The sequence below is a fragment of the Frigoribacterium sp. AP1 genome (assembly GCF_056680555.1).
The window spans coordinates 2,924,854-2,950,357 of record NZ_CM155288.1 but is presented as its reverse complement, the minus strand read 5'-3'; the positions used below and the strand labels follow the sequence as shown (position 1 = coordinate 2,950,357).

At 71.9% G+C, this 25,504-nt stretch carries 23 protein-coding genes; 8 read left to right on the top strand and 15 right to left on the bottom strand.

Annotation, left to right across the window (positions count from 1 at the left end; genetic code table 11):
* Positions 1–16: 16 nt before the first annotated feature.
* Complete coding sequence (gene treS / locus AC1MBW_RS14005) at positions 17–1,756, bottom strand: maltose alpha-D-glucosyltransferase (RefSeq protein ID WP_054146108.1); 1,740 nt, start codon at positions 1,754–1,756, stop codon at positions 17–19.
* 70 nt (positions 1,757–1,826) lie between these two features.
* Here treS and AC1MBW_RS14000 point away from each other — a divergent pair, with 70 nt between their 5' ends.
* Both AC1MBW_RS14000 and AC1MBW_RS13995 read left to right on the top strand, forming a co-directional pair.
* Positions 1,827–2,732: an alpha/beta fold hydrolase gene (locus AC1MBW_RS14000; RefSeq protein WP_235451014.1), complete on the top strand. Its 906-nt coding sequence runs from the start codon at positions 1,827–1,829 to the stop codon at positions 2,730–2,732.
* Entirely contained in the window at positions 2,729–3,826 is a 1,098-nt protein-coding gene (locus tag AC1MBW_RS13995) for a glycosyltransferase family 4 protein (protein ID WP_480024860.1), read from the top strand. Before AC1MBW_RS14000 ends, AC1MBW_RS13995 begins: the two co-directional genes overlap by 4 nt.
* Positions 3,827–3,851: 25 nt before the next feature.
* Here AC1MBW_RS13995 and AC1MBW_RS13990 read toward each other — a convergent pair whose 3' ends face one another.
* Together AC1MBW_RS13990 and AC1MBW_RS13985 are read right to left on the bottom strand one after the other, a co-directional pair.
* Entirely contained in the window at positions 3,852–4,499 is a 648-nt protein-coding gene (locus AC1MBW_RS13990) for a histidine phosphatase family protein (protein WP_054146110.1), read from the bottom strand.
* 29 nt (positions 4,500–4,528) lie between these two features.
* Positions 4,529–5,371, bottom strand: coding sequence for an NAD-dependent protein deacetylase (locus AC1MBW_RS13985; protein WP_480024859.1), 843 nt, complete (start codon positions 5,369–5,371; stop codon positions 4,529–4,531).
* Between the two features lie 103 nt (positions 5,372–5,474).
* On the opposite strand from AC1MBW_RS13985, the gene AC1MBW_RS13980 reads away from it, so the two are divergent.
* Both AC1MBW_RS13980 and AC1MBW_RS13975 read left to right on the top strand, forming a co-directional pair.
* Complete coding sequence (locus tag AC1MBW_RS13980) at positions 5,475–6,302, top strand: TrmH family RNA methyltransferase (protein WP_054146112.1); 828 nt, start codon at positions 5,475–5,477, stop codon at positions 6,300–6,302.
* A complete protein-coding gene (locus tag AC1MBW_RS13975) occupies positions 6,299–7,531 on the top strand; it encodes a D-alanyl-D-alanine carboxypeptidase family protein (protein ID WP_480024858.1) in 1,233 nt (410 codons plus the stop codon). Before AC1MBW_RS13980 ends, AC1MBW_RS13975 begins: the two co-directional genes overlap by 4 nt.
* Positions 7,532–7,570: 39 nt before the next feature.
* Here AC1MBW_RS13975 and AC1MBW_RS13970 read toward each other — a convergent pair whose 3' ends face one another.
* Positions 7,571–8,359 carry an SGNH/GDSL hydrolase family protein gene (locus AC1MBW_RS13970; protein ID WP_054146114.1) on the bottom strand — a complete coding sequence of 263 codons (789 nt, stop codon included), beginning with the start codon at positions 8,357–8,359 and terminating at the stop codon, positions 7,571–7,573.
* Positions 8,360–8,381: 22 nt separating this feature from the next.
* On the opposite strand from AC1MBW_RS13970, the gene AC1MBW_RS13965 reads away from it, so the two are divergent.
* The 4 genes from AC1MBW_RS13965 to AC1MBW_RS13950 all read left to right on the top strand — a co-directional run bounded on the left by AC1MBW_RS13965 (position 8,382) and on the right by AC1MBW_RS13950 (position 13,088).
* The gene (locus tag AC1MBW_RS13965; protein WP_480024857.1) at positions 8,382–9,584 is read left to right on the top strand and encodes an acyl-CoA dehydrogenase family protein; all 1,203 of its coding nucleotides are present in this window, start codon (positions 8,382–8,384) and stop codon (positions 9,582–9,584) included.
* A 79-nt stretch (positions 9,585–9,663) separates the two neighbouring features.
* Positions 9,664–10,947, top strand: a complete 1,284-nt coding sequence (gene dinB, locus AC1MBW_RS13960) for a DNA polymerase IV (protein WP_071253322.1) — start codon at positions 9,664–9,666, stop codon at positions 10,945–10,947.
* An 11-nt stretch (positions 10,948–10,958) separates the two neighbouring features.
* Complete coding sequence (locus AC1MBW_RS13955; RefSeq protein ID WP_054146117.1) at positions 10,959–12,815, top strand: DEAD/DEAH box helicase; 1,857 nt, start codon at positions 10,959–10,961, stop codon at positions 12,813–12,815.
* 18 nt (positions 12,816–12,833) lie between these two features.
* Positions 12,834–13,088 carry a hypothetical protein gene (locus AC1MBW_RS13950; RefSeq protein ID WP_054146118.1) on the top strand — a complete coding sequence of 85 codons (255 nt, stop codon included), beginning with the start codon at positions 12,834–12,836 and terminating at the stop codon, positions 13,086–13,088.
* Here AC1MBW_RS13950 and AC1MBW_RS13945 read toward each other — a convergent pair.
* The 11 genes from AC1MBW_RS13945 to AC1MBW_RS13895 form a co-directional block, all read right to left on the bottom strand.
* The gene (locus AC1MBW_RS13945) at positions 13,037–13,603 is read right to left on the bottom strand and encodes a hypothetical protein (RefSeq protein ID WP_480024856.1); all 567 of its coding nucleotides are present in this window, start codon (positions 13,601–13,603) and stop codon (positions 13,037–13,039) included. The genes AC1MBW_RS13950 and AC1MBW_RS13945 overlap by 52 nt on opposite strands.
* 91 nt (positions 13,604–13,694) lie before the next feature.
* Positions 13,695–14,192 (bottom strand): FAD synthase family protein, encoded by a 498-nt coding sequence (locus tag AC1MBW_RS13940; RefSeq protein WP_480026122.1) that lies wholly within the window; start codon positions 14,190–14,192, stop codon positions 13,695–13,697.
* A gap of 89 nt (positions 14,193–14,281) precedes the next feature.
* On the bottom strand, positions 14,282–15,730 hold the full coding sequence (locus AC1MBW_RS13935) for a hypothetical protein (protein ID WP_480024855.1): 1,449 nt from the start codon (positions 15,728–15,730) through the stop codon (positions 14,282–14,284).
* Complete coding sequence (locus AC1MBW_RS13930; RefSeq protein ID WP_480024854.1) at positions 15,727–16,524, bottom strand: CDP-alcohol phosphatidyltransferase family protein; 798 nt, start codon at positions 16,522–16,524, stop codon at positions 15,727–15,729. The genes AC1MBW_RS13935 and AC1MBW_RS13930 overlap by 4 nt, the downstream gene beginning before the upstream one ends.
* Positions 16,521–17,783: a glycosyltransferase family 4 protein gene (locus AC1MBW_RS13925; protein WP_480024853.1), complete on the bottom strand. Its 1,263-nt coding sequence runs from the start codon at positions 17,781–17,783 to the stop codon at positions 16,521–16,523. Before AC1MBW_RS13925 ends, AC1MBW_RS13930 begins: the two co-directional genes overlap by 4 nt.
* Before the next feature lie 77 nt (positions 17,784–17,860).
* The gene (locus AC1MBW_RS13920; RefSeq protein ID WP_480024852.1) at positions 17,861–19,432 is read right to left on the bottom strand and encodes a sugar transferase; all 1,572 of its coding nucleotides are present in this window, start codon (positions 19,430–19,432) and stop codon (positions 17,861–17,863) included.
* A gap of 696 nt (positions 19,433–20,128) precedes the next feature.
* Positions 20,129–21,142 carry a glycine betaine ABC transporter substrate-binding protein gene (locus AC1MBW_RS13915; protein ID WP_480024851.1) on the bottom strand — a complete coding sequence of 338 codons (1,014 nt, stop codon included), beginning with the start codon at positions 21,140–21,142 and terminating at the stop codon, positions 20,129–20,131.
* Positions 21,139–21,849 (bottom strand): ABC transporter permease, encoded by a 711-nt coding sequence (locus tag AC1MBW_RS13910; RefSeq protein WP_054146196.1) that lies wholly within the window; start codon positions 21,847–21,849, stop codon positions 21,139–21,141. The genes AC1MBW_RS13915 and AC1MBW_RS13910 overlap by 4 nt, the downstream gene beginning before the upstream one ends.
* Before the next feature lie 74 nt (positions 21,850–21,923).
* Positions 21,924–23,186 (bottom strand): ATP-binding cassette domain-containing protein, encoded by a 1,263-nt coding sequence (locus tag AC1MBW_RS13905; RefSeq protein WP_480024850.1) that lies wholly within the window; start codon positions 23,184–23,186, stop codon positions 21,924–21,926.
* Positions 23,173–23,823 carry an ABC transporter permease gene (locus AC1MBW_RS13900; RefSeq protein WP_480024849.1) on the bottom strand — a complete coding sequence of 217 codons (651 nt, stop codon included), beginning with the start codon at positions 23,821–23,823 and terminating at the stop codon, positions 23,173–23,175. Before AC1MBW_RS13900 ends, AC1MBW_RS13905 begins: the two co-directional genes overlap by 14 nt.
* 244 nt (positions 23,824–24,067) lie before the next feature.
* The gene (locus AC1MBW_RS13895) at positions 24,068–25,456 is read right to left on the bottom strand and encodes an LLM class flavin-dependent oxidoreductase (RefSeq protein WP_054146126.1); all 1,389 of its coding nucleotides are present in this window, start codon (positions 25,454–25,456) and stop codon (positions 24,068–24,070) included.
* Positions 25,457–25,504: the final 48 nt, after the last annotated feature.

Sequence of the window (25,504 nt, the reverse complement as noted above, 5' to 3'; positions counted from 1 at the left end):
CAGTCACCCTGCGAGTTTAGGAGGCGCCACCGACAGCGGGTGCCGCCGCGGCGGGCACGTCGCCGACGTGCAACCAGAAGAACGCCTGCGTCCCGAGGGTCAGCGTCACCTTTCCCTCGTCGTCGAACGAGGGGAACTGCGCTCCACCGAACAGGTCGAACAACGTGCGCCCGGCGAACTGCGGGGCCACGATGTCGACCGAGGTCGGGTTGTGACCGAACGAGAAGACGCAGAGGATGTCCTCGGCCGAGTCGCCGAACTGCGTCCCCGCCCCTTCGTACGAGCGGACGAACGACAGGACGGACTCCTGGTCGGTCTCGAGCACCTCGAGGGTGCCGAGGCCGAAGGTCGGGTGGGCCTTGCGCACGTGGATGACGTTGCGCACCCAGTGCAGCAGCGACCGTGACTGGGCCAGCTGGCTCTCGACGTTCACCAGGTTGTAGTTGTAGACGAGCGACTGGACGACCGGCAGGAAGAGCTTGCCCGGGTCGGCGGTCGAGAAGCCGGCGTTGCGGTCGGGCGTCCACTGCATGGGCGTGCGGGACGAGTCGCGGTCCGGCAGCCAGATGTTGTCGCCCATCCCGATCTCGTCGCCGTAGTACAGGAACGGGCTGCCGGGCAGCGAGAACAGCAGAGCGTGCACGAGTTCGAGTTCGGCGCGCGAGTTGTCGAGCAGCGGGGCGAGACGGCGGCGGATGCCGATGTTGGACCGCATGCGCGGGTCGTAGGCGTACCAGCCGTACATCGCCTGCCGGTACTCCTCGCTGACCATCTCGAGGGTGAGCTCGTCGTGGTTGCGGAGGAACACCGCCCAGGCGGCCCCCGGCGGCACCTCGGTGGTCTCCGAGAGGATGCGCTTGAGCTCGTCGGCGCTCTGGGCGCGGAGCGAGTAGAAGATGCGGGGCATGACCGGGAAGTCGAAGGCCATGTGGCACTCGGGCTCGTCCTCGGTGCCGAAGAACGCCGCCGTCTCGGCCGGCCACTGGTTGGCCTCGGCGATGAGCACGCGTCCGGGGAACTCTTCGTCGACCATCGCACGCAGGCGCTTGATCAGGTCGTGCGTGGCCGGCTCGCCCTCGCCGTTTCCCTCTTCGGTCTCGAAGAGGTAGGGGATCGCGTCGAGTCGGAGGCCGTCGACGCCCATCGACAGCCAGTGACGGACGACGTCGAACACGGCCTCCTGGACGGCGGGGTTCTCGAAGTTGAGGTCGGGCTGGTGCGAGAAGAAGCGGTGGAAGAAGAACTGGCGGCGAACCGGGTCGAACGTCCAGTTGGACTCTTCGGTGTCGACGAAGATGACCCGGATGTTCGAGTACTCCTCGTCGGTGTCGCGCCAGACGTAGAAGTCGCCGTAGGGACCCTCGGGGTCTTCGCGGCTCTGCTGGAACCACTCGTGCTGGTCGCTCGTGTGGTTCAGCACCATGTCGATGACGATGCGCATGTTGCGCTCGTGCGACTTGGTCACGAGGTCGCGGAACTCGTCGAGCGTGCCGAACTCGGGCAGGATCGCCTTGTAGTCCTGGATGTCGTAGCCGCCGTCGCGCAGGGGCGACTGGAAGAACGGCGGCAGCCAGAGGGCGTCGACGCCGAGCCACTGCAGGTAGTCCAGGCGGGTGAGCAGACCTTGCAGGTCACCCGCCCCGTCACCGTTGCTGTCGACGAACGACCGCACCATCACCTCGTAGAACACCGCCCGGCGGTGCCAGTTGGGGTCGAGGGTCAGTCCGGGCTGCTGGATCGGGGCAGTGAAGCTCACCCGCCCACCCTACGGGCGCGCGCCCCGGGGCGCGCACTCCGCCCAGCGCGTCGCTCGTAGACTCGGGCGCGTGATCGTCCGACCCCCGCGCGTGAAGTCGCCGTACCGTGCCCGCCTCGACGCCCGACCGGTGCGCGACGACGCCGTCGAGGTCGCCGGCAGCCTCACCCGCTACTGGACGTACGAACCACCCGAGGGGCAGGAGGCGCGGGTCACCGTCGTCGCGGTGCACGGCTTCCGGGGCGACCACCACGGTCTCGAACCCGTCGTGGCGCACCTCGACCACGTGCGGGTGGTCATGCCCGACCTGCCGGGCTTCGGCGAGTCGACCCCGTTGGACGGAGAGCACAGCGTCGCGGCGTACGCGCGCTGGCTGACCGCGTTCGTGGCGACCCTCTCGCTCGGTGACGACGTCGTGGTGCTGGGGCACTCGTTCGGCTCGATCGTCACGTCGGCCGCGGTGGCCGACGGACTCCGCGCCTCCCGGTTGATCCTGGTCAACCCGATCGCCGCCCCCGCCCTGCAGGGCCCGCGCGGCGTGGTGACCCGCCTGGCCGTCTTCTACTACTGGGCCGGCGCCGCCCTGCCGGAGCGCGCCGGGCAGCAGGTGCTGCAGAACGCCGCCGTCACGCGGATGACGAGCCTCGCGATGGTCAAGACGCACGACCGGGCCCTGCGCCGGTGGATCCACGACCAGCACGACAGCTTCTTCTCACGGTTCTCGGACCGTCGCGTGGTGCTCGACGCGTTCCGCGCCTCGGTCTCGAGCGACGTGAGCACGTACGCCGCCCGCGTCACCGTGCCCACCCTGCTGATCGCCGCCGACCGCGACGACATCACGGCCCTGCCGGCGCAGCACCGGCTGCAGGCGCTCTTCCCCGACGCGACGCTCGACGTCATCGACGGGGTCGGCCACCTGATCCACTACGAGAAGCCGCGCGAGGCCGCCGCCGCGATCGAGGCGTTCGTCCGATGAGGGTCGTCGTCGACTGCCGGTACGTCCGCGTCGGACGCCACGACGGCATCAGCCGGTTCAGCGCCGGCGTCGTGTCGGCCCTGGCCGAGCGCCACGAGGTGACGATGCTCGTCAGCGACCCACGCCAGCTCGACAAGCTGCCCGACCAGCCGCACGTGCTCGTCAGCGCGCCCACCAGCGTCCTCGAACCCCTCGTGGCCCGGCAGGTGAACCGGCTGCGCCCCGACGTCGTCTGGTCGCCCATGCAGACCATGGGCTCGGCCGGGCGCCGGTACCCGCTCGTGCTGACGCTGCACGACCTGATCTACTACACGAACCGCACGCCACCGCCCGAGTTCGCCCTGCCGATCAAGCTGCTGTGGCGGCTGTACCACCTGGCCTGGTGGCCGCAGCGGGTGCTGCTGAACCGGGCCGACGCGGTCGTCACGGTGAGCCGCACGACGCGGGACGAGATGCGTCGCCACCGGTTGACCCGGCGTCCCGTGACGGTCGTGTACAACGCGGCCGATCCGGTCGATCCGGTCGACGCGGTCGAGCCGCGCACCGCACCCGCGCGGCGCGACCTCGTCTACATGGGGTCGTTCATGCCGTACAAGAACGTGACCGCGCTGGTCAGGGCACTGCCGTTGCTCGACGGGTACCGACTGCACCTGATGAGCCGGGTGTCCGAGGCCGAGCGCGCCTCCTTGACGGCTCTGGCGCCGGTCGGGTCGCTGGTCTTCCACGACGGGGCGAGCGACGACGAGTACCGCGAGACCCTGCTCGGTGCGACCGCCGTCGTGACGGCCTCGCGCGCCGAGGGGTTCGGCATCCCGCTCGTCGAGGGCATGGCGCTCGGCACGCCGGCCGTGGTCAGTGACATACCGATCTTCCGCGAGATCGGTGGTGACGCGGCGCTCTACGTCGACCCGTCGTCGCCCGCGTCGATCGCCGCCGCCGTCCGCCGGCTCGAGGGCGAGTGGGAGGCGCGCTCGGCCGCGTCGGTCGAGCAGGCCGCCCGGTTCAGCTGGGCTGACTCGGCCGACGTGCTGCTGCGCCTGCTGGCCGACGTCGCCGCGGCGGGTAGCCACCGGCACCGGCGCTCGGGACGCTGACGGGCAGGGCGCTCGGGCGGGGAACTCAGGCCGGGTCGGCCGTGTCGCGCTCGAGCGCGTTCTGGTACTCGAAGGCGTAGGTGCCGGCGCGTTCGGACTCGACCTCGATGGGGTCGTCGAACTCACGCAAGGTCAGGGTGTCTCCGGTGACTTCGAAGGAGTGGATCGACCCGTTGCGGATGGGCACGCCGAGGTGCGCGTCGGTGTCGGGGGAGACGTGGTTCACCACCGCCCGGATGACCGCGCCGTGCGTCGCGACGACCACGGACGCGCCGTCGCCGTACCGGGCGGCGATCGCGGCGAGGGCGGGCAGCACCCGTGCGACGAGGGCCCCGCGGCTCTCGCGACCGGGCACCGGGGTGCCCGTGGGGAACCGTGCCTCGACCTGCTCGCCGGTCAGGCCCTCGGCATCGCCGTAGCGGCGCTCGGCGACCTCGGGGGCGAGCTCGGGCGCGGCCAGCCCCAGGCGCTCGGCGATGATCGACCCGGTCTCGGCCGCCCGCGAGAGAGGGCTGGCGACGACGGCGTCGAACCGGCGGCGGGCGAGGAGGTCGCCGGTCTCTCGGGCCTGCGAGCGACCGAGGTCGTTCAGGGGGATGTCGGTGGAGCCCTGGATGCGTCGGGCGCGGTTCCAGTCGGTCTCGCCGTGGCGGACCAGGTACAAGAGCGTCATCGTTCCTCCGGTGGGCACGGCCCCGGGGGTCACGCGACCAGGTGCTCGGCCAGGGCCGCCAGGGTCTCCGACGTGCCGGCGTCCAGCTTAACCGTGGCCCGCGAGTCACCCTTGGTGACGCCCCGGTTCAGGACGACCACGGGCAGCTTGCGACGCGTCGCCTGGTCGAGCAGGCGGATGCCGCTGTTGACGACCAGCGACGAGCCGGCGACGAGCAGCGCCTCGGCACCGACGACCATCGACCGCGCCTCGGCGAACCGCTCGGTGGGCACGAACTCGCCGAAGAACACGACGTCGGGCTTGAGCAGGCCACCGCAGACCGTGCAGGTCGGCACGACGAACGCATCGATGTCGTGCACCTCGACGTCGCCGTCCGGGGCGAGTCGCACCTGGTCGGGCTCGTCGATCCACGGGTTCTCGGCCGCGAGGCGCGCCGCGACCATGTCGCGGGCGAACGCCTGGCCGCAGGTGAGGCAGACCACGCGGTCGACGGTGCCGTGCAGGTCGACCACCCGGCGCGACCCGGCGCGGACGTGCAGGTTGTCGACGTTCTGGGTGATCACGCCGTTCGTCACGCCGGCGGCCTCGAGCCGGGCCAGCGCCCGGTGCCCCTCGTTCGGCCCGGCGGCGCGGAAGTACTTCCAGCCGAGGTGGCTGCCGGCCCAGTAGCGCTTGCGGTAGCCCTCACTCGAGAGGAACTGCTGGAAGGTCATCGGGTTGCGCGGGGGAGCACCCTCGCCCCGGTAGTCGGGGATGCCCGAGTCGGTGCTGACCCCGGCCCCGGTGAGCACGGCGACGCGGCGCCCGCGGAGGGCCTCGACGGCCGCCTCGAGGGCCTGCTCGTCGGTGGGGACCGCGGGGTCGTTCGACACGGGTGGGGCTCCTTCGGGTGCGGTGACGCTAGCCTAAACGCGTCCCCCTCCGAATCGATTCCAGCGGTCGCCCGTCCGCCGGGGCCGTCCCCCGTGGAGCACCGTGCACGTCACCCGCATCACCGACCTCGACCACGAGGCCCTCGCCGACTACAACCGGCTCACCGACGTCGCCCTGCGACGCGTGTCCGAGCCCGAGGGCGGGCTCTACATCGCCGAGTCGACCAAGGTCATCGAGCGGGCGTTGCGGGCGGGCCACGTGCCCCGGTCGGTGCTGATGACCGACCGCTGGCTGCCCGACATCGAGCCCCTCGTGGCCGACCACGAGGGCGAGATCTTCGTCGGCGACGCGGCCCTGCTCGAGACCCTCACCGGCTACCACCTGCACCGTGGCGCCCTCGCCGCCATGCACCGTCCCGAGCTGCCCTCGGTCGGGTCGGTGCTCGACGGTGCCCGGCGCGTCGTCGTGCTCGAGGACATCGTCGACCACACGAACGTGGGCGCCATCTTCCGCGCCGTCGCGGGCCTGGGGGCGGACGCCGTGCTGATCACCCCGCGCTGCGCCGACCCGCTGTACCGTCGCAGCGTCCGCGTCAGCATGGGCACCGTCCTGCAGGTGCCGTGGACGCGCCTCCCCGAGTGGCCGGCCGGTGCCGGGCTGCTGCGCGACGCGGGGTTCGAGGTGGCCGCCCTCGCGCTGAGCGACGACGCGGTGACCCTCGACGCCTACGCGGCCGCGCCTCCGGACCGCGTCGCCCTGCTGCTCGGCACCGAGGGCGACGGGCTCAGCCGTGCCGCCCTGCAGGCCGCCGACACCGTCGTCACCATCCCGATGCTGCACGGCGTCGACAGCCTCAACGTGGCCGCCGCCTCGGCCGTGGCCCTCTGGGCCCTGCGCGTGCCGACGGGCGGGTCGGAGGCGGTCGCGTGACCGGCGTCGACGGGCGTCGTCGTCCGGGTGTCGTCCGGAGGCGCGTGGGCGTGATCACGCTGCTCGCCCTGGTCGTCGCCGTCGGCGGGTACGTCCCCCTCGCGCTGCTCAGCCCGCTGGCGCCCGCCGCGGCGGACGTCGCCGCCTACACCGCGCCGGCCGAGGCGAGCCCTGACCTGACCTTCCCCGCGTACGGCGCGACGGCGGTCGAGGCGATCGGCTGGGAGGACAGCCTGACGACGAGCGGCGACGAACGACCCCGCCCCATCGCGAGCATCAGCAAGGTCGTCACGGCCCTCGTCGTCCTCGACGAGAAGCCGCTCGACGGAGGCGACGGTCCGACCCTGACCTTCGGCCCGGCCGAGGCGGCCCTGGTCGACGCGTACCGGGCGCAGAACGGCAAGGTGGCGCCGATGGCGGCCGGTCAGGCCCTCACCGAACGCCAGGTGCTCGAGGTGATGCTGATCGAGTCGGCGAACAACTACGCCGAGGTGCTTGCCCGGTGGGCGTTCGGCAGCGACCAGGCGTTCGTCGACGCCGCGGCGGCCTGGCTCGCCGACCACGGCCTCACCTCGACCACGCTCGTCGAGCCGACCGGGCTGTCACCGCAGAACACGAGCACCTCGACCGACCTGATCGAACTCGGCCGGCTGGCCCTGGCCGACCCCGACGTAGCCCGCACGGTCGGCACGACGACGACGACCGTGCCCGGCATCGGTGAGATCAGCAACAGCAACGAACTGCTCGGGCTGGACGGCGTGGTCGGCATCAAGACGGGCACCCTCGACGAGGCCGGGGCCTGCCTGTTGTTCGCGGCCGACTACACGATCGGGGGTCAGCAGGTCACGGTCGTGGGAGCAATGCTCGGTGGAGTGGACCACGACCAGCTGGACCGCGACGTGCAGGCCCTGCTCGCCAGCGTCGCCGACCGCTTCCGGACCGTCACGCTGACCACCCGCGGCGACGCCTTCGCCGACTACGACCTGCCCTGGGGCGACGCCGCCCGCGCGGTCGCCGCTGAGGACGCCAGCGTGCTCGTCTGGGGCGACGAGACCGTCGAGGCCTCGGTCGAGACCGACGACGTGGGGGCGGCCCCGGCCGGCACCCGCGTCGGTGACGTCATCTTCACCGTCGACGGAGAACGGCACGTCGTGCCCCTCGAGCTCGACGCGACCATCGGCGAGCCCGGGGCGTGGTGGCGGCTGACGCATCCCGACGAGGTGCTCTGAAGCGACCGCTCGGACTGCGACCGCTCGGACGCCGACCGGTCAGACGTCGTCGCGGTAGACCATCGTGACGGCGTCCGGCCGCTTGGCCTGGACGAAGTCGCCCGACGACTGGTGCCGGATGCGGCGCACGACCCAGGGCACGAGGTACTCGCGGGCCCAGCCCATGTCGTCGGCCCGGGCGCTGCGCCACGGTCGACGCTCGAGCGGCTCGGGCTCGTAGGGGGCGAGGTCGTTCTCGACCGCGAGGGCCTGGAGGACCATCCGGGCGATCGTGTGGTGGCCGAGCGGACTGAAGTGCAGCCGGTCGGGTGCCCACATCCGTGGGTCGACGAGCTGACGCAGCGCCCACATGTCCGCCACCACGGCGTCGTGCCGCAGCGCGATGGCGTGGACGTGCTCGTTGTAGATCGCGACCTTGCCGCGGAGGCGACCGAGGACGGGGGTGAGGCCGATGTCGGGACCGGTGAAGACCACGACCGTGGCACCGTCCGACCGCAGCCGTTCGACCAGCCCCTCGAAACGCGCGGCGACCTCGTCCGGGTCGGTGCCGGGGCGGATGATGTCGTTGCCCCCGGCCGACACCGAGATGAGGTCCGGTCGCAGGGCGAGCGCGGCCCCGGACTGCTCGTCGTCGATCTGCTTCAGCAGTCGGCCCCGGACGGCCAGGTTCGCGTAGGCGAAGTCCTCGGTCGAGGCGCCGAGCACCTCGGCGACTCGGTCGGCCCACCCCCGGTGGCCCCCGGGGGAGCGCTCCTCGGGGTCGCCGATCCCCTCGGTGAACGAGTCGCCGAGGGCGACGTAACGGGACCACGGGTGTTGCTGACTCATGCGACCAAACTACTCTCGACGCGTGCCCGCACCGAAGCCCGCCTCCGCGTCCGACCCGACCCGCGCCTCCTGGTCGCCCGACGAGCTGTTGCCCGACGGGCTGCTCGAACGCTTCCGAGGGCGGGCCGCGGGCCACGACCGCGAGAACACGTTCCCCCACGACGACCTCGCCGAGCTGCGCGAGCGCGGTTACCTGCGGGCCTTCGTCCCGACCGACCGAGGAGGCGCGGGTCTCGGACTCGAGCAGGTCGCGTCCCTGCAGTCGCGCCTCGCGACCGCGGCGCCGGCGACGGCGTTGGCGGTCAACATGCACCTGGTCTGGACCGGGTGCGCGGCCGTACTGCGGGCCCGGGGCGACGACTCGCTGGACCTCGTCCTGGAGGACGCCGCGCACGACGAGGTCTTCGCCTTCGGCGTGAGCGAGCCCGGCAACGACCTCGTCCTGTCCGACTCGACGACCTCGGCCGACCCCACGGGTGACGGCGGCTACCGGTTCACCGGCACGAAGGTCTCCACCTCGCTCTCGCCGGTCTGGACGCGCCTCGGCGTCTTCGGGCGGGACGACTCCGACCAGGACGCGCCGACCCTCGTCCACGGGTTCGTGCACCGCGACCAGCCGGGCCACACCTCGCTGGGGGACTGGGACACGATCGGCATGCGCGCGACACAGAGCCACACGACCCGACTCACCGCGGTCGAGGTACCCGCCGCGCGCATCGTCCGCCGACTGCCCGTGGGCCCGAGCGCCGACCCGTTCGTCTTCGCCGTCTTCGCCGTCTTCGAGACGACCGTCGCCGCCGTGTACCGGGGCATCGCCCGCCGGGCCCTCGAGCTCGCCGTCGAGTCGGCACTCGGGACGACCTCGCGGCGCGCCGGAGGAGCGGCCCGGGCGCTCGACCCGGTCGTGCGGTGGCGCGTCGCCGACGCCGGGCTGGCGGTCGACGGGCTCGAACCCCAGGTGGACCAGGTCGCCCGGGACGTCGACGCGCTCGTCGACCACGGAGCCGACTGGCCGAGGCTCGTGGTCGGGCTGAAGACGCGGGCCACCGAGACGGCCCGCGCGGTGGTCGAGCAGGCGGTCACCGTCGCCGGGGGTTCGTCGTACCGGTCGTCCTCCGAGCTCGGGCGCCTGCAACGCGACGTCCTCGCCGGACGCTTCCACCCGTCGAGCACCGACTCGGCACACGCGACGATCGCGGCGGCACTGCTCGGACCGGGGGCCTGACGGGGTCGTTCTCCCGGTCGACCGAGGGCGCCGCGGCCCGGGCGACGTCGATGTCGGTGGCGCATGTGAGGATGCTCCGGTGAGCAAACAAGACGGCAGCGGGCGACTCGTCACCACGGTGCCGACCGATGACGCGACCGCGCCGATCTTCCATGTCGACATGGACGCCTTCTTCGCCTCCGTCGAACTGCTCGACCACCCCGAGTTGCGGGGCCGGCCCGTGGTCATCGGGCACCGCTCCGACCGGTCGGTCGTCACGGCCGCCACCTACGAGGCAAGAAAGTACGGGGTCAACTCGGCGATGCCCATGGCGATCGCGTTGCGTCGCTGCCCGCAGGCGATCGTGCTCGAACCGCACTTCGAGAAGTACCAGCACTGGTCCTCGCGCGTCATGTCGATGTTCGACGACGTCACGCCTCTGGTCGAGCGCCTCGGCATCGACGAGGCGTTCCTCGACGTCAGCGGATCGATCCGCCTGATGGGCTCCCCGTTCGAGATCGCCACGGCGCTGCGTCGACGGGTGCACGCCGAGACCGGCCTGCACTGCAGCATCGGTGCCGCGTCGACCAAGTTCGTCGCCAAGCTCGCCTCGAGCGTCGCCAAGCCCGACGGGCTCCTGCTCGTGCCGCACCGCCACACCCTGGCCTTCCTGCATCCGCGGCCGATCAGCGCCCTCTGGGGCGTGGGCGGCAAGACCGAGCAGGTGCTGCTCGACCGGGGCCTGCGAACGGTCGGTGACGTCGCCGCCGCCCCCCTCGACATGCTCGTCCACGCGGTCGGGCCGGCGGCCGGCGCGAAGCTGCACGACCTGGCGTGGGGCCGCGACCCGCGCAGCGTCCACACCGAGACGGCCGAGAAGAGCGTCGGCAACGAGAACACCTTCGGCACCGACGTCGTCGACCCGGTCGTCGTCCGTCGCGAACTCCTCCGCCTGAGTGACAAGGTCGGCACCCGCCTGCGGGCCGCCGGCGTGAGCGGCCGCACGGTCGTGCTCAAGCTGAGAACGACCGACTTCGTGACCATCACACGGTCACGCACACTCGCCGATCCGACCGACCTCGGTCGCCGCATCTACGACGAGGTCGTCTCCCTGTACGAGGCCACGGGCAAGCAGCACGAACGCATCCGGCTCGTCGGCGTGCGCGTCGAACAGCTCAGCGAGGGGACGGGCGGCGACTCGCTCGGCCTGTGGGACGACGACGCCGACTGGCGCGAGGCGGAATCGACCATGGACGCCCTCCGGGCCAAGTTCGGGTCGGCCATGCTGACGCCGGCCTCGCTGCTCGGCGCCTCGCGACGTCGGCCCGGCGCGTCGGGTCGGGACGCGGGCGCCGCGTCCGTGGACGACGCCGGTCGAGGGTAAACTCGGTTCGAGTGAGCACCGCCAACGCATCCGACCCCGCCGGGGGTGAGCAGCACCTCGACGGCACGTCGTCCGACCCGCTCGACGTCGGCGTCTCGGCAGGCAACTCGGCCGCCGAACACCTCTCGCCCGCGTTCCCCGAGCGGGCCGCCTGGGGCACCGCCAGCAAGTTGCGCGCCTGGCAGGCCGACGCCCTCGAGCTCTACTTCTCGACGATGCCGAGGGACTTCCTCGCGGCGGCCACTCCGGGCGCCGGCAAGACGACCTTCGCCCTCCGCCTCGCCACCGAGCTCCTGTCCCGCGGCGAGGTCGACCGCGTCGTCGTCGTCGCCCCCACCGAGCACCTCAAACGCCAGTGGGCGGACGCCGCCGATCGGGTCAACCTCCGCCTCGACCCGATGTTCAAGAACGCCGACGGCACCTTCGGGCGCCACTACCACGGCATCGCCGTCACCTACGCCCAGGTCGGAATGAAGCCCGAGGTGCACAAGGCCATCACGACGGCCGGTCGCACCCTCGTGATCCTCGACGAGGTGCACCACGGCGGCGACGCACTGAGCTGGGGCGACGGCATCCGCGAGGCCTACACCGGCGCGACCCGCCGCCTCTCGTTGACGGGCACCCCGTTCCGGTCCGACACGGCGCCGATCCCGTTCGTGCAGTACGCCCCCGACGAGCACGGCATCCGCACCTCGAGGGCCGACTACTCCTACGGCTACGGTCGCGCCCTCGCCGACGGCGTCGTGCGCCCCGTCCTCTTCATGGCGTACGCCGGGCAGATGCGCTGGCGCACCCGGATGGGCGACGAGATGAGCGCGTCCCTCGGCGAAGCCGTGACGAAGGACATCACTGCTCAGGCCTGGCGCACGGCGCTGTCGCCCCAGGGCGACTGGATCCCTGCCGTCCTCTCGGCGGCCGACAAGCGTCTCACCGAGGTGCGCCGTGGCGTTCCCGACGCCGGCGGTCTCGTCATCGCCACCGACCACACCGCGGCTCGGCAGTACGCGGCCGTGCTCCAGAAGCTCACGGGCGAGCGCCCGACCGTCGTCCTGAGCGACGAGAAGGCCGCCTCCGACCGCATCCAGGCCTTCTCCGACGGTGACAGCCGCTGGATGGTCGCCGTCCGCATGGTGTCCGAGGGCGTCGACGTCCCACGCCTCGCCGTCGGCGTGTACGCCACCTCGGCCTCGACGCCGCTCTTCTTCGCCCAGGTCGTGGGTCGGTTCGTCCGGGCCCGGCGGCGGGGTGAGACCGCGTCGATCTTCCTGCCGAGCGTGCCCAGCCTGATGGCCCTGGCCAACCAGCTCGAACTGCAACGCGACCACGCGCTCGACCGGCCCACCGACGCCGACGACGGGCTGTTCGCGCCCGAAGAAGACATGATGGCCGCGGCCAACCGCGACGAGAAGGCGTCGAGCCTCCTCGAGCAGCAACCCTTCGAGGCTCTCGACTCGCAGGCCTCGTTCGACCGGGTGCTCTACGACGGTGGCGAGTTCGGCACCGGAGGCGAGATCGGCAGCCTCGAAGAACTCGACTTCATCGGGATCCCCGGTCTGCTCGAGCCCGATCAGGTGCGCGACCTGCTGCGACAACGCCAGGCCACCCAGGCCCGACGGGCTCCGAAGACCGGGTTGCCCACGACGACTCCGGTCGACGAGGCCCGACCTCTCTACCAGACGATCAAAGAGCAGCGGCAGGAGCTCAGCCGGCTGGTGTCGATCTGGTCGCGTCACTCGAACGAGCCGCACGGGCTGATCCACGCCGACCTCAGGCGCATCAGCGGGGGCCCGTCGGTCGCCCAGGCCAGCACCGAGCAGATCCAGAAGCGCATCGACGTGCTGCGCGGTCGCCTCGGCCAGCGCGCCTGACCCGGGTACGATCGACCGATGCTCGACGAGAACGTCCCCGACCGGTGGACCGTGCGTGCCGACCCCGAGGCTGCACCCGAGGCGGTCGTCGAGCGCTTCGGCGGCGGTTACCGGTTGAGCCGGTGGAGTCCGACCGACGCCGAGCCGGCCCGGCTGGGCGTCTACACGTCCCCGGATCTCGCCGAGACCGCCTGGTGGCGACTCGTCGACCGCGAGCGGGGTCAGGGCAGGCGGACGATGTCGACCAAGCGGACGGGGCTCGAGGACGCCTGAGGGACGGCATCCCGGGCTGCGTGGCCGTCGGTTCCGCTGCCCGCGTCGAGCAGGGACACGCCGTCGTCGCCGCACAGGAGCACCGGTCGGACCTCGAACGGTCGTCCTCGACCGAGCGCCTGGAGCCCCTCGGCCCACCGACGGTCCGAGGGATGGGGCGACGCGGCCCCGACCCTCTCGAGGACGAACGCCACGGTCGCGGCGCCGAACTCCGTGGCGACGGCTGCCAGGGCATCACCGTAGTGGTCCAGGGCGGAGGTGTCGGGCACCTCGGGGATGCCCTCGAGCGGCACCATGAGGGGCAGGGGGACGTCGTCGTCGTCGAAGAACAACGTCCAGAGCTGACGACGCACCGCCACCGGGACGATGGCGTCGATGTGCCGGACGAGGTCGTCGACGTCGCGGACGGGCGCGTGCGGATCGGCGACCCGTGCCGGTTCGGACGCGTCGCGGGCACTGATCGCGTCGGCAGGAGGGCGGTCGAGGGTGGTGTCGAGGACCGAGGTGAGTGTCATGGGTCGAGCATCTCGGGCCGCCACCACGCTCGGGTGGTTCTCCCCAGCCGCACCCGTCGACGACGGTCGGTGCCGGGCTGGGGAGGACCGGTCAGCCCTGGAGCCGGACGGAGTCGCCGACGGTGACCGGTTCGGCGCCGTGGCCCGGTGCACCGGAGAGGGCCCGGAGCGCCCGGCGGAGGACCGTGCTGGACGTGCTCATCGTGTACGGGAAGTAGACGACCTCGACCCCGACCGCGGCGAACTCGCGTTCGAGTCGGAGGCCCTTCTCGGTGCCCCGCCAGTCGTCGCCCTTGAAGAACACGTCGAAGCGCAGCTCGCGCCAGACATCCATCTTGTCGGGCACGGTCTCGGCGTGGACGCCGTCCACGACGTCGATGTGACGGACGATCTCGAGTCGTTCGGCGAGGGGGACGACGGGCGAGATCCCCTTCGTGACCTGGAGCATCTCGTCGGACACGACCCCGGCGATGAGGTGGTCGCACTGCGCGGACGCGTGCCGCAGCAGGTTCAGGTGGCCGATGTGGAACAGGTCGAAGGCACCGGCCGCGTAGCCGACCCGGCCCGCGCCTCCTCGTCCGTTCCCGATCTCGACGGGGTCGAGGGCGAGGTCGGTTGCGGGGGTGGGGATGACGTCCACGGGTGTGGTCCTCTCGTCGGGGTGCTGCTCGGATGCGGTCACGACAGGGCACCGGGCCGACGTCGGAGGCGGGGGAGGTCCTGGAGCGGACGCGACCCGCCCGCGTGGTCTACCAGGTCGGCGATGCTGAACGAGGGCGCGGGTTCCTCGACGGGGTGACGGACGTCGTCGTCGCGCCACGTGGCGCGCACCAGGACCCGACGCCACGGAGGCACGCCGGTCAGCACGACGCCCACGGGCCGGACGTCCAGGCTGAGCAGCTCGGCGCTCAGGCTCCGGAGGGACTCCACGGTCGTGACGCCGGAGCGGACGACGAGCAGCACGCCGTCGACCTCCTCGGTCACGCTGCGCAACGCGAGCGGGTGGGAGTCGCTCGAGGCCTGGACGACGGAGACGTCGTAGTCCTCCCGAAGAGCGGCGAAGAAGGCGTGGGTCCCGGAGCGGACCAGGTGACGGGACGACGCGACGACCCCGTCGGGCACCGGCACGCGGTCGTACCCGTGCCGATCGGCCTCGACCTCCTCGGGCACGGCGCCGACGGGCACCGTCGACGGGCGCGAGAGGGTGCGGGTGTCGAAGTCGGACTGGACGAGGGCGCAGGTGGCGCCGAGCTCGACGACGGCGCGCGCGAGGCCGCCGTCGACGCCTACCGCCTCGCGGACGGAATCCGTCCGTGCCAACAGGAGCGTGGCGGGCAGCGCGCCACCGCGCAGTGCCCGCGTGTTCTGGACGACCTCGCGCAGGGCCGTGCGGGTCCGGGCGGACGAGACCCCGGTGACCGGATCGTCGCCGTGTCGGAGGGCCCCCGGGAGCTGTCCCACGACCGGAAGCCCCGTGATCCGGCGGACGTCCTCGACCGTGTCGACCGTCGGTCGGGCACGGGACAGGACGATCGCACCCGCGAGACCGACCGCCAGGCCGGCCAGGAGTCCCGAGAGGATCGTCAGAGCGAGGCCCGGTTCGTCGGGCGTCGACGGCACGGCCGCCGGGGAGGTCAGGTCGAGTGCGACGGTCTGACCGTCCGACCCGGCCTGCGACTCGACGCGGTCCACGACCGCCGAGAGGCTCTCGGCGACGTCGTCGGCCAACGAGGCCGCCCCGTCGGCCGTGCCGGCCGTCGTCTGCACGCGGAGGACGGCGGTGCCGCCCGGGTTGACCACCGAGACCCGTTCGGCGAGTTCGTCGACGGGGACGCCGAGGTCGGCCGCGACCGGCCCGAGGACCTCGGGGCTCGTGCCCAGCTCGGCGTAGGACGACACACGCTGCTGCGCGAACTGCCCGCGGGCCGCCAGGCCCGATCCCGGGGACTCGACGCGGACCAGGACGGTCGCCTCGGCGCGCCATCCCACCGGAGCGAGCTGCGACGCGCCGGCACCGGCGGCCACCCCGAGCAGGGCCGCCACGCCGACGAGCGCGGCGTGGCGTGACACGGCCCGACCGAGACCGCCGACGAGGGCACGTCGGGTCGGGGTGCCCTCGCGACTCACGGCCTCGACCCGATCGACGGGGGCGTCACGGACTTCAGCTCGCGGAACCATTTCGGCAAGGCGAGGACGAGATAGCCGGCGTTGGCGACGAGGAGGGCCAGGTAGACCACGGTGAACGCGGGCGGCCAGGCCAACAGGACGAACGCGAGGCACATCAGGCCGTAGTCCGTCGGGACGACCGCCAGGGAGTAGAGCAATCCCGTGCGTCGTCCCACGGGCGCGGCGACGCCGGTCCGGGCCGCCTCGGCGCGGCGGAGCTGGTCGGTCAGGACGATGGCGAAGAAGGCCACCGTCGCCACGACCTGGTAGACGAGCGGCGCGGCCAACAGGGCCTCGCGACCGTCCGGTTCACGCAACCACGACGCGAAGACGGCCAGGTGCAGCACCGCGATCTTGGTCGCGTCGATGACGTGGTCGAGCCATTCACCGGCGGGGCTGCCGCCACCGCGGAGGCGGGCGACCTGCCCGTCCGCCGAGTCGAGCGCGTATCCCACGACGAGGAGCAGGACGACGGCCAGGGCCGTGCCGATGCCGGACGGCGCGAGGGCGAGGACGGCGATGCCCGCGAAGGTGCACGCGGCACTCAATGCGGTGACCTGGTTCGGCGTCGCACCCAGCGTGTAGGCCACCGCGGCGGCCCAGCGACCGAGGCGGCGGTTGACGAAGCGGGAGTACGCGGGCGCACCCGTCGACGGCTTCTGGGCCGACGCGAGGGCGGCGAGGGCGGGCCGCACGGCACGGGGCACGGCGGGTCGGGGCGAGGCCGCCTCGGCGGTCGTGGTGGTGTCGCTCACGAAGCCACCGCCAGCGAGTCGACGTCGGCCGTGTGCAGTTCGCGCGTGACGACGGCACCGATGCGGCGGCGCATGCGTTCCGGGGTGAACCGCTGCAGGTAGGCCTCGCGGGCGTTGCGCCCGGCGACGGCCAGGGTGGCGACGTCCATCGAGGCGAGGATCGTCGTCAGGCCGTCGACGTCGCGACGGTCGAAGAGCCAGCCCGTGCGGCCCTCGTCGACGACCTCCTCGGGACCGCCGGAGCGGCTGGCGATGACGGGACGCCCCTGGCTGAACGCCTCGAGCGTCACGAGTCCGAACCCTTCGAGGGTGTCGGTCGGCAGGATGACCGCGTCGGCGTCGCGCAGGTAGGGCGACGCGTCGTCGACCTCTCCCACGACGGTGACCGTCTCGGGCCGCGAGACGATTGCCGCGACGAGACCGGGCACGTCGACGGAGGAGCCGACGGCCGGGGGGCCGCCCAGGACGACGAGCTGGCCGGGGCAGCCCGCCGCGTTCCAGGCGGTGAGCAGAGTCGCGTGGCCCTTGTGGCCGTTCCATCGGCTCGCCACCACGTACTGGGGCACACGACCCTCGGCTCGCTCGACCGCGGCGATCGACCGGTCCGAGACGCCGTTGTGGACCACGACGGCGCGCGAGTCCTCCGAGAGGCCGGACGAGTCGAGCACCGAGCGCGACACGGCGACCAGCGAGGTGCAGGCGCGGGCCATGGGACGGAGGCCACGACGGTCACCGTCGCTCCAAGGCTCCTGCAGGTGTCCCACGACGCGGCGGACGCCCATGGCGCGGGCGACGGGGGCGACGACGAGACAGGCGCTCGTCGCGCAGTAGACGAGGTCGAAGTGGCGTCCCGACAAGCGGAGCGCCGTGCGAGCCGCGTCGCGGGCCAGGCGGACGAGTCCGAGCGGCCCGAGCCGGGTCCGGCGCAGGATCGGCAGGGGCGTCCGCTCGACGCGCGCCCCGAGCTCGCGCAGCCTCGGGCCCAGGGGCCCGACCGCGACGTCGGAGGGCAGCCAGACCGTGACGTCGAGGTCGTCGCGGGCAGCGAGCTCGCCGACCACCTCGAGGACGATCCGGTCCGAGCCGTACATCTCATCGGACGAGTGCACCAGCAGCACCCGGCTGCGACGCGATCCCCTCCGGCGGCGGGGGAGTTCGGGCAGGTCGACGCCCGGGCGGGCGTCCTCCCGCGTGGCCGGTGCGGCGGTCGCCGCCGGTGCGGACTCGCGGTCCCGGTAGTGCCTGATGTCGACGGACATGCTCTCTCCCCTGTCGTCGTGAGCGTGGTCCGGGCCCGTGAACGGCCCGTGGTGGTCTCGGATGCTGCTGGAGGGGCTCAATACGCTCCCCGGTGTTCGAAGAGCACGCGGACGGTGCGCCACATGATGACGAAGTCGACCGTCAGCGACCAGTTCTCGACGTAGTAGAGGTCGAGGCGGACGCTCTCCTCCCAGCTGAGGTCGCTGCGCCCGTTCACCTGCCACATGCCGGTGAGACCGGGCTTGATGTAGAGACGTCGGTGGACGTGGTCCTCGTACCCCTCGACCTCGCGCGGGAGGGGCGGGCGGGGCCCGACGACGCTCATCTCACCCCGGACGATGTTCCACAGCTGGGGGAGCTCGTCGAGCGACCATCGGCGGAGGACACCGCCGACGCGGGTGACCCGGGGGTCGGACTTCATCTTGAAGAGCAGGCCGGCGCCCTCGTCGGCCTGCGTCAGGTCGGCGAGGCGGCTCTCGGCGTCGACCACCATCGACCGGAACTTCAACATCTCGAAGGTGCGCCCGTCCCGGCCGACCCGTCGCTGACGGAACAGCACCGGGCCCGGGCCGTCGAGACGCACCGCGAGGGCGACCACGGCGAACACCGGCGCGAGGACGACGAGGGCGGCGGACGCCAGCACCAGGTCGGACAGCCGCTTGAGGGCGTGCCTCGGGCCGTCGAACTGCGGCAGCTCGACGTGCATCAGGGGAAGACCCTCGACCGGACGGTAGTGGATGCGCGGCCCGGCGACGTTCGTCAGTCGCGAGGCGATGACGAGCTCCGTCGCGCGTCCTTCGAGCGACCATCCGAGGTCGCGGAGGTACTCGCGGCCACGACCGGGTTCGCCGGCGACGATCACGCTCTCGGCGCCCAGACGCCAGACGGCACGGGGAACCCCGTCGAGGTCGGCCACCACGGGGACGACGCGGCCCCCGACGACGATGCCCCGCGGGTCGGCGTCCGGGACGGCGGCCCCGACGACGTCGTACACGGCACCGCTCGTCTTGTCGATGCGACGGACGACGTCGGCGATGTCGTCGCGCGATCCCACGATGACCGCCCTCGAGAGGTAGTGCCCCTTCGCACGTTGGCGCTCGAGCCAGCGCCGCATCGTCCACCGCCCGACGACCAGGCCGGCCCCGCCGACGGGCAACGCCACCAGGAAATAGCCCTCACCGCCGATGTGACCGACCGACGCGAACCCGATCGCCACGACGGCGAAGGCCCAGACGCTGGCCGTGAGGAGGCGCTTGTACTCGACGACGCCGCTGCCCACGACCGCGAGGTCGCGGGTGCGGTGCAGCGTCAGGCAGAGGGTCCAGACCAGCCCCACGACGACGGGCAGCACGGGCGAGCCGACCGACTCGAGGAGGGTGGTCGCGTCCGAGCCCCGACCGGCTGCGATGGCCCGCACGGCGTCGACCGCGACGGCACCGACGATGCTCAGGGTCAGGACGACGGTGTCGACGAGGCGGAGGCGGCGCCGGTAGCGGCGGGCCCAGGCCGCGCCGGACTCGGCGTCGTGGGTCGCGGCCGGGGAGGCGAGGGGCCCCTCCGACTCGGTCAGGTCGAACGGGGGGTCGATCCGTCGGGGTGACGACGGTCCGACCAGGACTGAGCGGAGTTCGCTCTGCGTGCTGGACATCGGGTCTCGGGTTCGGGTAGGAGACGGCGCGCCCACGTCGGTGGTGACGACGGGGCGGTGGCGGGCGGTCGATCGAGATTCGGGTTCGATCGACCGCCCAGGCGTCGCGCCGGGGCACGGACGTCACGAGGGTGCGGGACGTCGGCCGGGGCGGCGACGGGCGCGCCGGGCAGCGGGTCTGCTCGGCGCACGATTCGGGTCGGTGCGGTGATGCGGGAGCAGATGCTCCCGGGGAGAGGGTCGGGTTTCTCAGTTCCTGGTGATTTCGGGTCGACCAGGAGGATGCTGTGACTCTAGTTCGGGGGGCACCCGACACAAGAGCCTATCAAGACCCCCCGTTCGGGGGCGGCCGTGTCCCCCCTGTTGCCGACACCCGAACGGGTGACTCCCGACCCCTGTCGTGTCACCCGTGCGGGGGTGACAAGGAGCCGTGAAACGCGCCGGCGCGGCGTGTCCCTTCGCGGGCAGGACGCAGAGACCACCGCGGTCTCGGAGAAATGCCTGGTCAGGCACCGGTACGCGCTCACGGATCGAAGCCCGACACGCCCACGTGGACGGCGTTCACCATCCCGACAGGTGTCGTTCATCTCGCCTCGTCCCCGTCCTGGCGGTCACCGATGGGGTACAGACGGAGAACGCCCCCCGACCGATCGGTCGAGGGGCGCATCACCCGTCACAATCACCCTCGTCCGCGTGTCACGGACGGGTGACGAATCCCTGCTCGACCATCCAGTCGAAGGCCACGTCGGCCGGCTCCTCGCCCTCGACGTCGACCGCCAGGTTGAGGCGGCGCATCTCGGTGTCGGTGAGGGCTGGCGAGATCTCGTCGTACACCTCGGCCAGCTGGGGGTACTCCGCGAGCGTGGCCGTCGAGAGCACCGGTGCCGCGTTGTAGGCGGGGAAGAACCCACGGTCGTCCTCTAGCACGTCGAGGTCGAGAGAGTCGATCCGACCGTCGGTCGTGAACACCTCGCCGAAGTTGCAGCTGCCCCGGTCGGTCGCGGTGTACACCGTGCCCGTGTCGAGGATGCTGACGTTGCTCGTCGGCACGCCGTCCGCGGCCCCGAGTTCGAGCCCGTAGGCGGCGAGCATCGGGGCGAAGCCGTCGGCCCGCGAGTTGAACTCGGCCTCGACGCAGAAGGTGCGCTGGTCGACGGGCAGGTCGGCGATCTGCGAGAGCGACGTGATGTCGCCCAGCTCGGGCACGGCCTCCGCCCGGACGGCCATGGCGTAGGTGTTGTTGAGGGGCGCCGGCTCGAGCCAGGTCAGTCCGTTGTCGGCGTCCGCGTCGCGGACGACCTCGTACTGCTCTTGCTGGTCGGGGATGCCCTCGGCCTCGGCGAGGTAGGTCAGCCAGGCGGTGCCGGTGTACTCGTAGGTCATGTCGGCCGTGCCGTCGAGCATCAGCTGTCGTACCGCCACCGACCCCGGCACGTTCGTCATGTCGGTCACCTCGAAGCCCGCGGCCTGGGCGGCGAGCACCGCGATCTTGCCGAGGATCAGCTGCTCGGTGAAGTTCTTCGCCGTCACGGTGATGGCCGCGTCGTCGGGCAGCCCTTCGATGGCTCGGATCGAGCCTGGTGCCACCGCGGGCACGAACGCTGTCGCCGGTTGCAGGCCGCATCCGGTCAGCGCGACCGTCGCCGCGGCGACGACGGCGAGGGACGAGGAGGCGCGGCGCAGCTGGCGGGGGAGGCGGGAGGTGGTCATGCGCGGAGTCCCTTCGGACGGGCGACGTACTCGACGACACGACCCAGCCAGTCGATCATGAGGGCGAGCAGGGCGATGAGCAGAGCCCCGGAGACGAGGACCCGGGGCAGGAAGAGGTTGACCCCGGTGGTGATGAGAAGGCCCAGGCCGCCGGCGCCGATGAACGTGGCCAGGGCCGCCGACCCGACGAGCAGCACGAGGGCCGTGCGGATGCCCGAGAGCATCACGGGGACGGCCAGCGGAAGCTCGACCTTGAGCAGGACCGACGACGCGCTCATGCCCATGCCTCGACCGGCTTCGACGAGGCGGGCGTCGACGCTCTGCAGGCCGATCATGGTGTTGCGCAGCACCGGCAGCACCGCGTACAGCACGAGCGCGACGACGGCCGCCCAGAAGGTGAAGCCGAGCCAGAACGCGAGCAGCACGATCAGACCGATGGCCGGTGCGGCCTGTCCGAAGTTCGCGACGACCAGCACGGGGCCGCTGATGCGGACGAACGGGCGCCGGGTGAGCAGCACCCCGAGGGGGATGGCCAGCACGAGCACGATCGCCGCCGACACGAACGTCAGGGCGAGGTGCTCGCCCGTGTAGGCCAGCAGGTCGGAGGGGTTGAGGGTGGTGCGTTCGGCCGTCGTCAGGTCGGCCGTGGTCAGCCAGACGACGAACGCCGCGAACACGGCGAGCACGGCCACGGGTTGCACGAGCAACCCGAGCCACGCCGGGCGGGGCCCGCGCCGACCGGACGAGCGCCCGTCGACCGAGGCCGGAGCGGCCGAGGCGGTCACGCCGCGTCCTCGTCGTCCGCGGGGCCCCCCGGCACGACGTCGAAGGAGCCCGTGTTGGTACCCACCGGCGCGTCGTGCTGGGCCTCCGCCGCCGACGCGCGCGCGCGGGTGATGGCCTCCATCACGACCTCGACCGTGATGACGCCGATGAAGGCGTCGCGTCGGCCCGTGACGAGCGCGGCACCCGCACTCGAGACCAGCATGGTGTCGAGTGCGTCGTTCAGCGTGGCACCGCTGCCGATGACGGGCAGGTCGGCGTCGGGTGTCGAGCCCAGCACGCCGAGACGGCCGAGCTGTCGGCGCGAGGGCCACGCGACGGGTCGTTCCCGATCGTCGACGACGACCGCGTGACCGTGGCCGGCCGCCTCGACCCGGGCGAGGACGTCGGCGGCGGATTCACCCGAGCGGGCGACGACGGCCTCGGCGAGGTCGACGTCGCGCACGCGCGTCAACGTCAGCTGCTTGAGGCCGGCGCCCGACCCGATGAAGTTCTCGACGAACTCGTTCGCCGGCTCGGCGAGGATGCGCTCGGGGGTGTCGTACTGGACGATGTGCGCACCCTCCGAGAAGATGACGATCCAGTCGCCCAGCTTGACGGCCTCGTCGAAGTCGTGGGTGACGATGACGATGGTCTTCTGCAGCTCGTGCTGGATGTTGATCAGCTCGTCCTGCAGGCGCTGGCGGGTGATCGGGTCGACGGCACCGAAGGGCTCGTCCATCAGCAGCACGGGCGGGTCGGCCGCGAGTGCGCGAGCGACTCCGACGCGCTGCTGCTGACCGCCGGACAGCTCGCGCGGGTACCGGTCGCGGTACGTGGCCGGATCGAGCGACACGAGTTCGAGCAGCTCGTCGACGCGGGCCGCGATGCGCTCCTTCGACCAGCCGAGCATCTTCGGCACGATGGCGACGTTCGCCGCGACGCTCATGTGCGGGAACAGGCCGCCGGCCTGGATCACGTAGCCGATGCGACGGCGCAACTCGTCGCCGTCGATCGAGGTGACGTCGTCGTCGCCCAGGACGATCCGCCCCTCGGAGGGCTCGATCAGCCGGTTGATCATCTTCAGCGTCGTGGTCTTGCCACAACCCGAGGGCCCGACGAGCATGACGATCTTCCCGGCGGGGATCTCGAGGGTGATGCCGTCCACGGCCGGCTTCGCCTGGCCGGGGTACCGCTTCGTGACCTGGTCGAGGGTGATGCTGCGACCCGAGACCTCGTCCGAGGGGGACGAGGAGGCGCGGGTGGGGTCAGTTCTGGACACGGATGCCTCTCGAGACGGTCAGGCGGCCGAGGCCGACGAGGAGGAGGTCGAGGACGAGGGCGAGCAGGACGACGCCCACCACGCCCGTGACCACGGAGGCGAGCGCGTTCGCCCCGCCGAGTCGGGACAGGCCCGAGAAGATGAAGCCGCCGAGGCCGGGCCCCAGCGCGTAGGCCGCCACCGCGGCGATGCCCATGACCATCTGCGCGCTCACGCGGATCCCCGTGAGGATGATCGGCCACGCGAGGGGCATCTGAACGGTCGCGAGGGTGCGGAACCGGCCCATGCCGATGCCCCGCGCCGACTCGACGATGGAGCCGTCGACCTCGTGGAGTCCGACGACGGCGTTGCGCAGGATCGGCAGGGCGGCGAAGAACGTCACGACGATGACCGACGGTGCGACGCCGAAGCCCGCGAAGGGGATCAGGAGACCGACGAGCGCGAACGACGGGAGGGTCAGCCCCACGGCGGAGACGCCGTTCGCCAGGGCGTAGAGCCTGGGGCTGCGGTGCACGAGGGCGGCGAGGCCGACCGAGATGAGCACGGCCAGGACGAGGCACTGCACCACGAGGGACAGGTGCTGCCAGGAGGCGAACCAGATCTGGCTCCACCGGTCCACCACGAAATTCCACGCCACGCAGACCATCTCCCCATCACCGGCAACGACCATCGATCCGAACGGTCGCTCCTCGGAGGGCGACCGGCGTCCACACTAACCACGGCCCCGGCACCGCGTCATGTCGTCGACCACCCCCCACGGGACCCCGCAGCCGACCACCGTTATCCGAACGAGCCCCGAAAAGAGCAGATGAGGACGGCGTGTCGGCTTCCACCGACACGCCGTTCTAACGATCCTCAGATTCTCGCCTCGAGGTCCTCCCTCAGGTCGCCGACAACCCGGTCGAGACCTTGTACCGCGCGCCGTGGTGCTCGTCCGGCAGCCGGTCCCCGCGCCCGAACAGCTTCTGCCGCAGGGTGCCCGGTTCGTACTCGGTGGGGTAGACGCCCCGGGCCTGGAGCACGGGGATCACGTGCTCGACGACGTCCTCGAACGTGCCGGGCGTGATCGCGTAGGCCAGGTTGAAGCCGTCCACGTCGGTCTCGTCGACCCACTCCTGCAACTGGTCCGCGATCTCCTCGCCGGACCCGACGATGCGGGGCCCGAGACCGCCGATCCCCGCCGCTTCGGCGATGTCGCGGATCGTCCACTCCTTGCCCGTGTCGCCCTCCTGCGCCTGGAAGTTCGCGAGTGCCGACTGGATGGCGTTGCTCTCGACGTCACCCACGGGGTCGTCGAGCGAGTAGGTCGACAGGTCGACGCCCATCCAGCCCGACATCAGCGTCAGGGCTCCCTCGTGCGAGGCGTAGCGCCGGTACTCGTCGTGCTTGGCCCGGGCCGCCTCGGGGGTGGCGTCGGTGATGATCGTCAGCAACGTGTAGATGCGCGCCGAGTACCGGTCCCGACCTGCGGCCTCGAGGGCGTCCCGGATCTTCCCGACCGTCGCGGCCAGGCGTTCCTTGGTCGGGGCGGCCACGAAGATCGACTCGGCGTTGCCGGCGGCGAAGCGGATGCCCCGCGGCGAGGCACCGGCCTGGTAGATCACGGGCGTGCGTTGTGGGCTGGGCTCGGCGATGTGGATGCCGGGCACCTTGTAGTACGTGCCGTCGTGGCCGATCTCGTGGACCTTCGTCGGGTCCGTGAAGACGCCCGACTCGCGATCGCGCACGACGGCGTCGTCCTCCCACGACCCCTCCCACAACTTGTAGAGGACCTCGAGGTACTCGTCCGCCTGGTCGTAGCGGGTGTCGTGGTCGAGCTGGTCGTCGGCCCCCATGTTGCGGGCGGCGCTCGGCAGGTAGCCGGTGACGACGTTCCAGCCGACCCGCCCCTCGGTCAGGTGGTCGAGCGTGGACATGCGCCGCGCGAACGGGTAGGGGTGCTCGTAGGCCGTACCGGCCGTGATGCCGAAGCCGAGGTGCTCGGTCGCGGCGGCCATGGCCGAGACGAGCAGGACCGGGTCGCCGACCGGTGTCTGGGTGCCGTTGCGCAGGGCCGCGTCGTGGTTGCCGCCGTAGACGTCGTAGGTGCCCAGCACGTCGGCGATGAAGAGGCCGTCGAAGACGCCCTTCTCGAGGAGGCGCGCGAGGGAGGTCCAGTAGCTCAGCTTCGTGTAGTCGGCCGAGCGGTCGTCGGGGTGCCGCCAGAGACCGGGGGACTGGTGCCCCACGCAGTTCATGTCGAAGGCGTTGAACCGGATTCGTCGAGTCATGAGGCCATCCTCACGACCCGGGCTCGTGCTGTCGTCCGTGCTGACACA

Excerpts from the sequence above, each read along its gene's own strand:
- AC1MBW_RS13970 (WP_054146114.1), bottom strand. The coding sequence starts at position 8,359 with ATGAGTCAGCAACACCCGTGGTCCCGTTACGTCGCCCTCGGCGACTCG.
- AC1MBW_RS13945 (WP_480024856.1), bottom strand. The coding sequence starts at position 13,603 with ATGACACTCACCTCGGTCCTCGACACCACCCTCGACCGCCCTCCTGCC.
- AC1MBW_RS13950 (WP_054146118.1), top strand. The coding sequence starts at position 12,834 with ATGCTCGACGAGAACGTCCCCGACCGGTGGACCGTGCGTGCCGACCCC.
- AC1MBW_RS13990 (WP_054146110.1), bottom strand. The coding sequence starts at position 4,499 with ATGACGCTCTTGTACCTGGTCCGCCACGGCGAGACCGACTGGAACCGC.
- AC1MBW_RS13995 (WP_480024860.1), top strand. The coding sequence starts at position 2,729 with ATGAGGGTCGTCGTCGACTGCCGGTACGTCCGCGTCGGACGCCACGAC.
- AC1MBW_RS13915 (WP_480024851.1), bottom strand. The coding sequence starts at position 21,142 with ATGACCACCTCCCGCCTCCCCCGCCAGCTGCGCCGCGCCTCCTCGTCC.
- AC1MBW_RS13920 (WP_480024852.1), bottom strand. The coding sequence starts at position 19,432 with ATGTCCAGCACGCAGAGCGAACTCCGCTCAGTCCTGGTCGGACCGTCG.
- AC1MBW_RS13925 (WP_480024853.1), bottom strand. The coding sequence starts at position 17,783 with ATGTCCGTCGACATCAGGCACTACCGGGACCGCGAGTCCGCACCGGCG.
- AC1MBW_RS13895 (WP_054146126.1), bottom strand. The coding sequence starts at position 25,456 with ATGACTCGACGAATCCGGTTCAACGCCTTCGACATGAACTGCGTGGGG.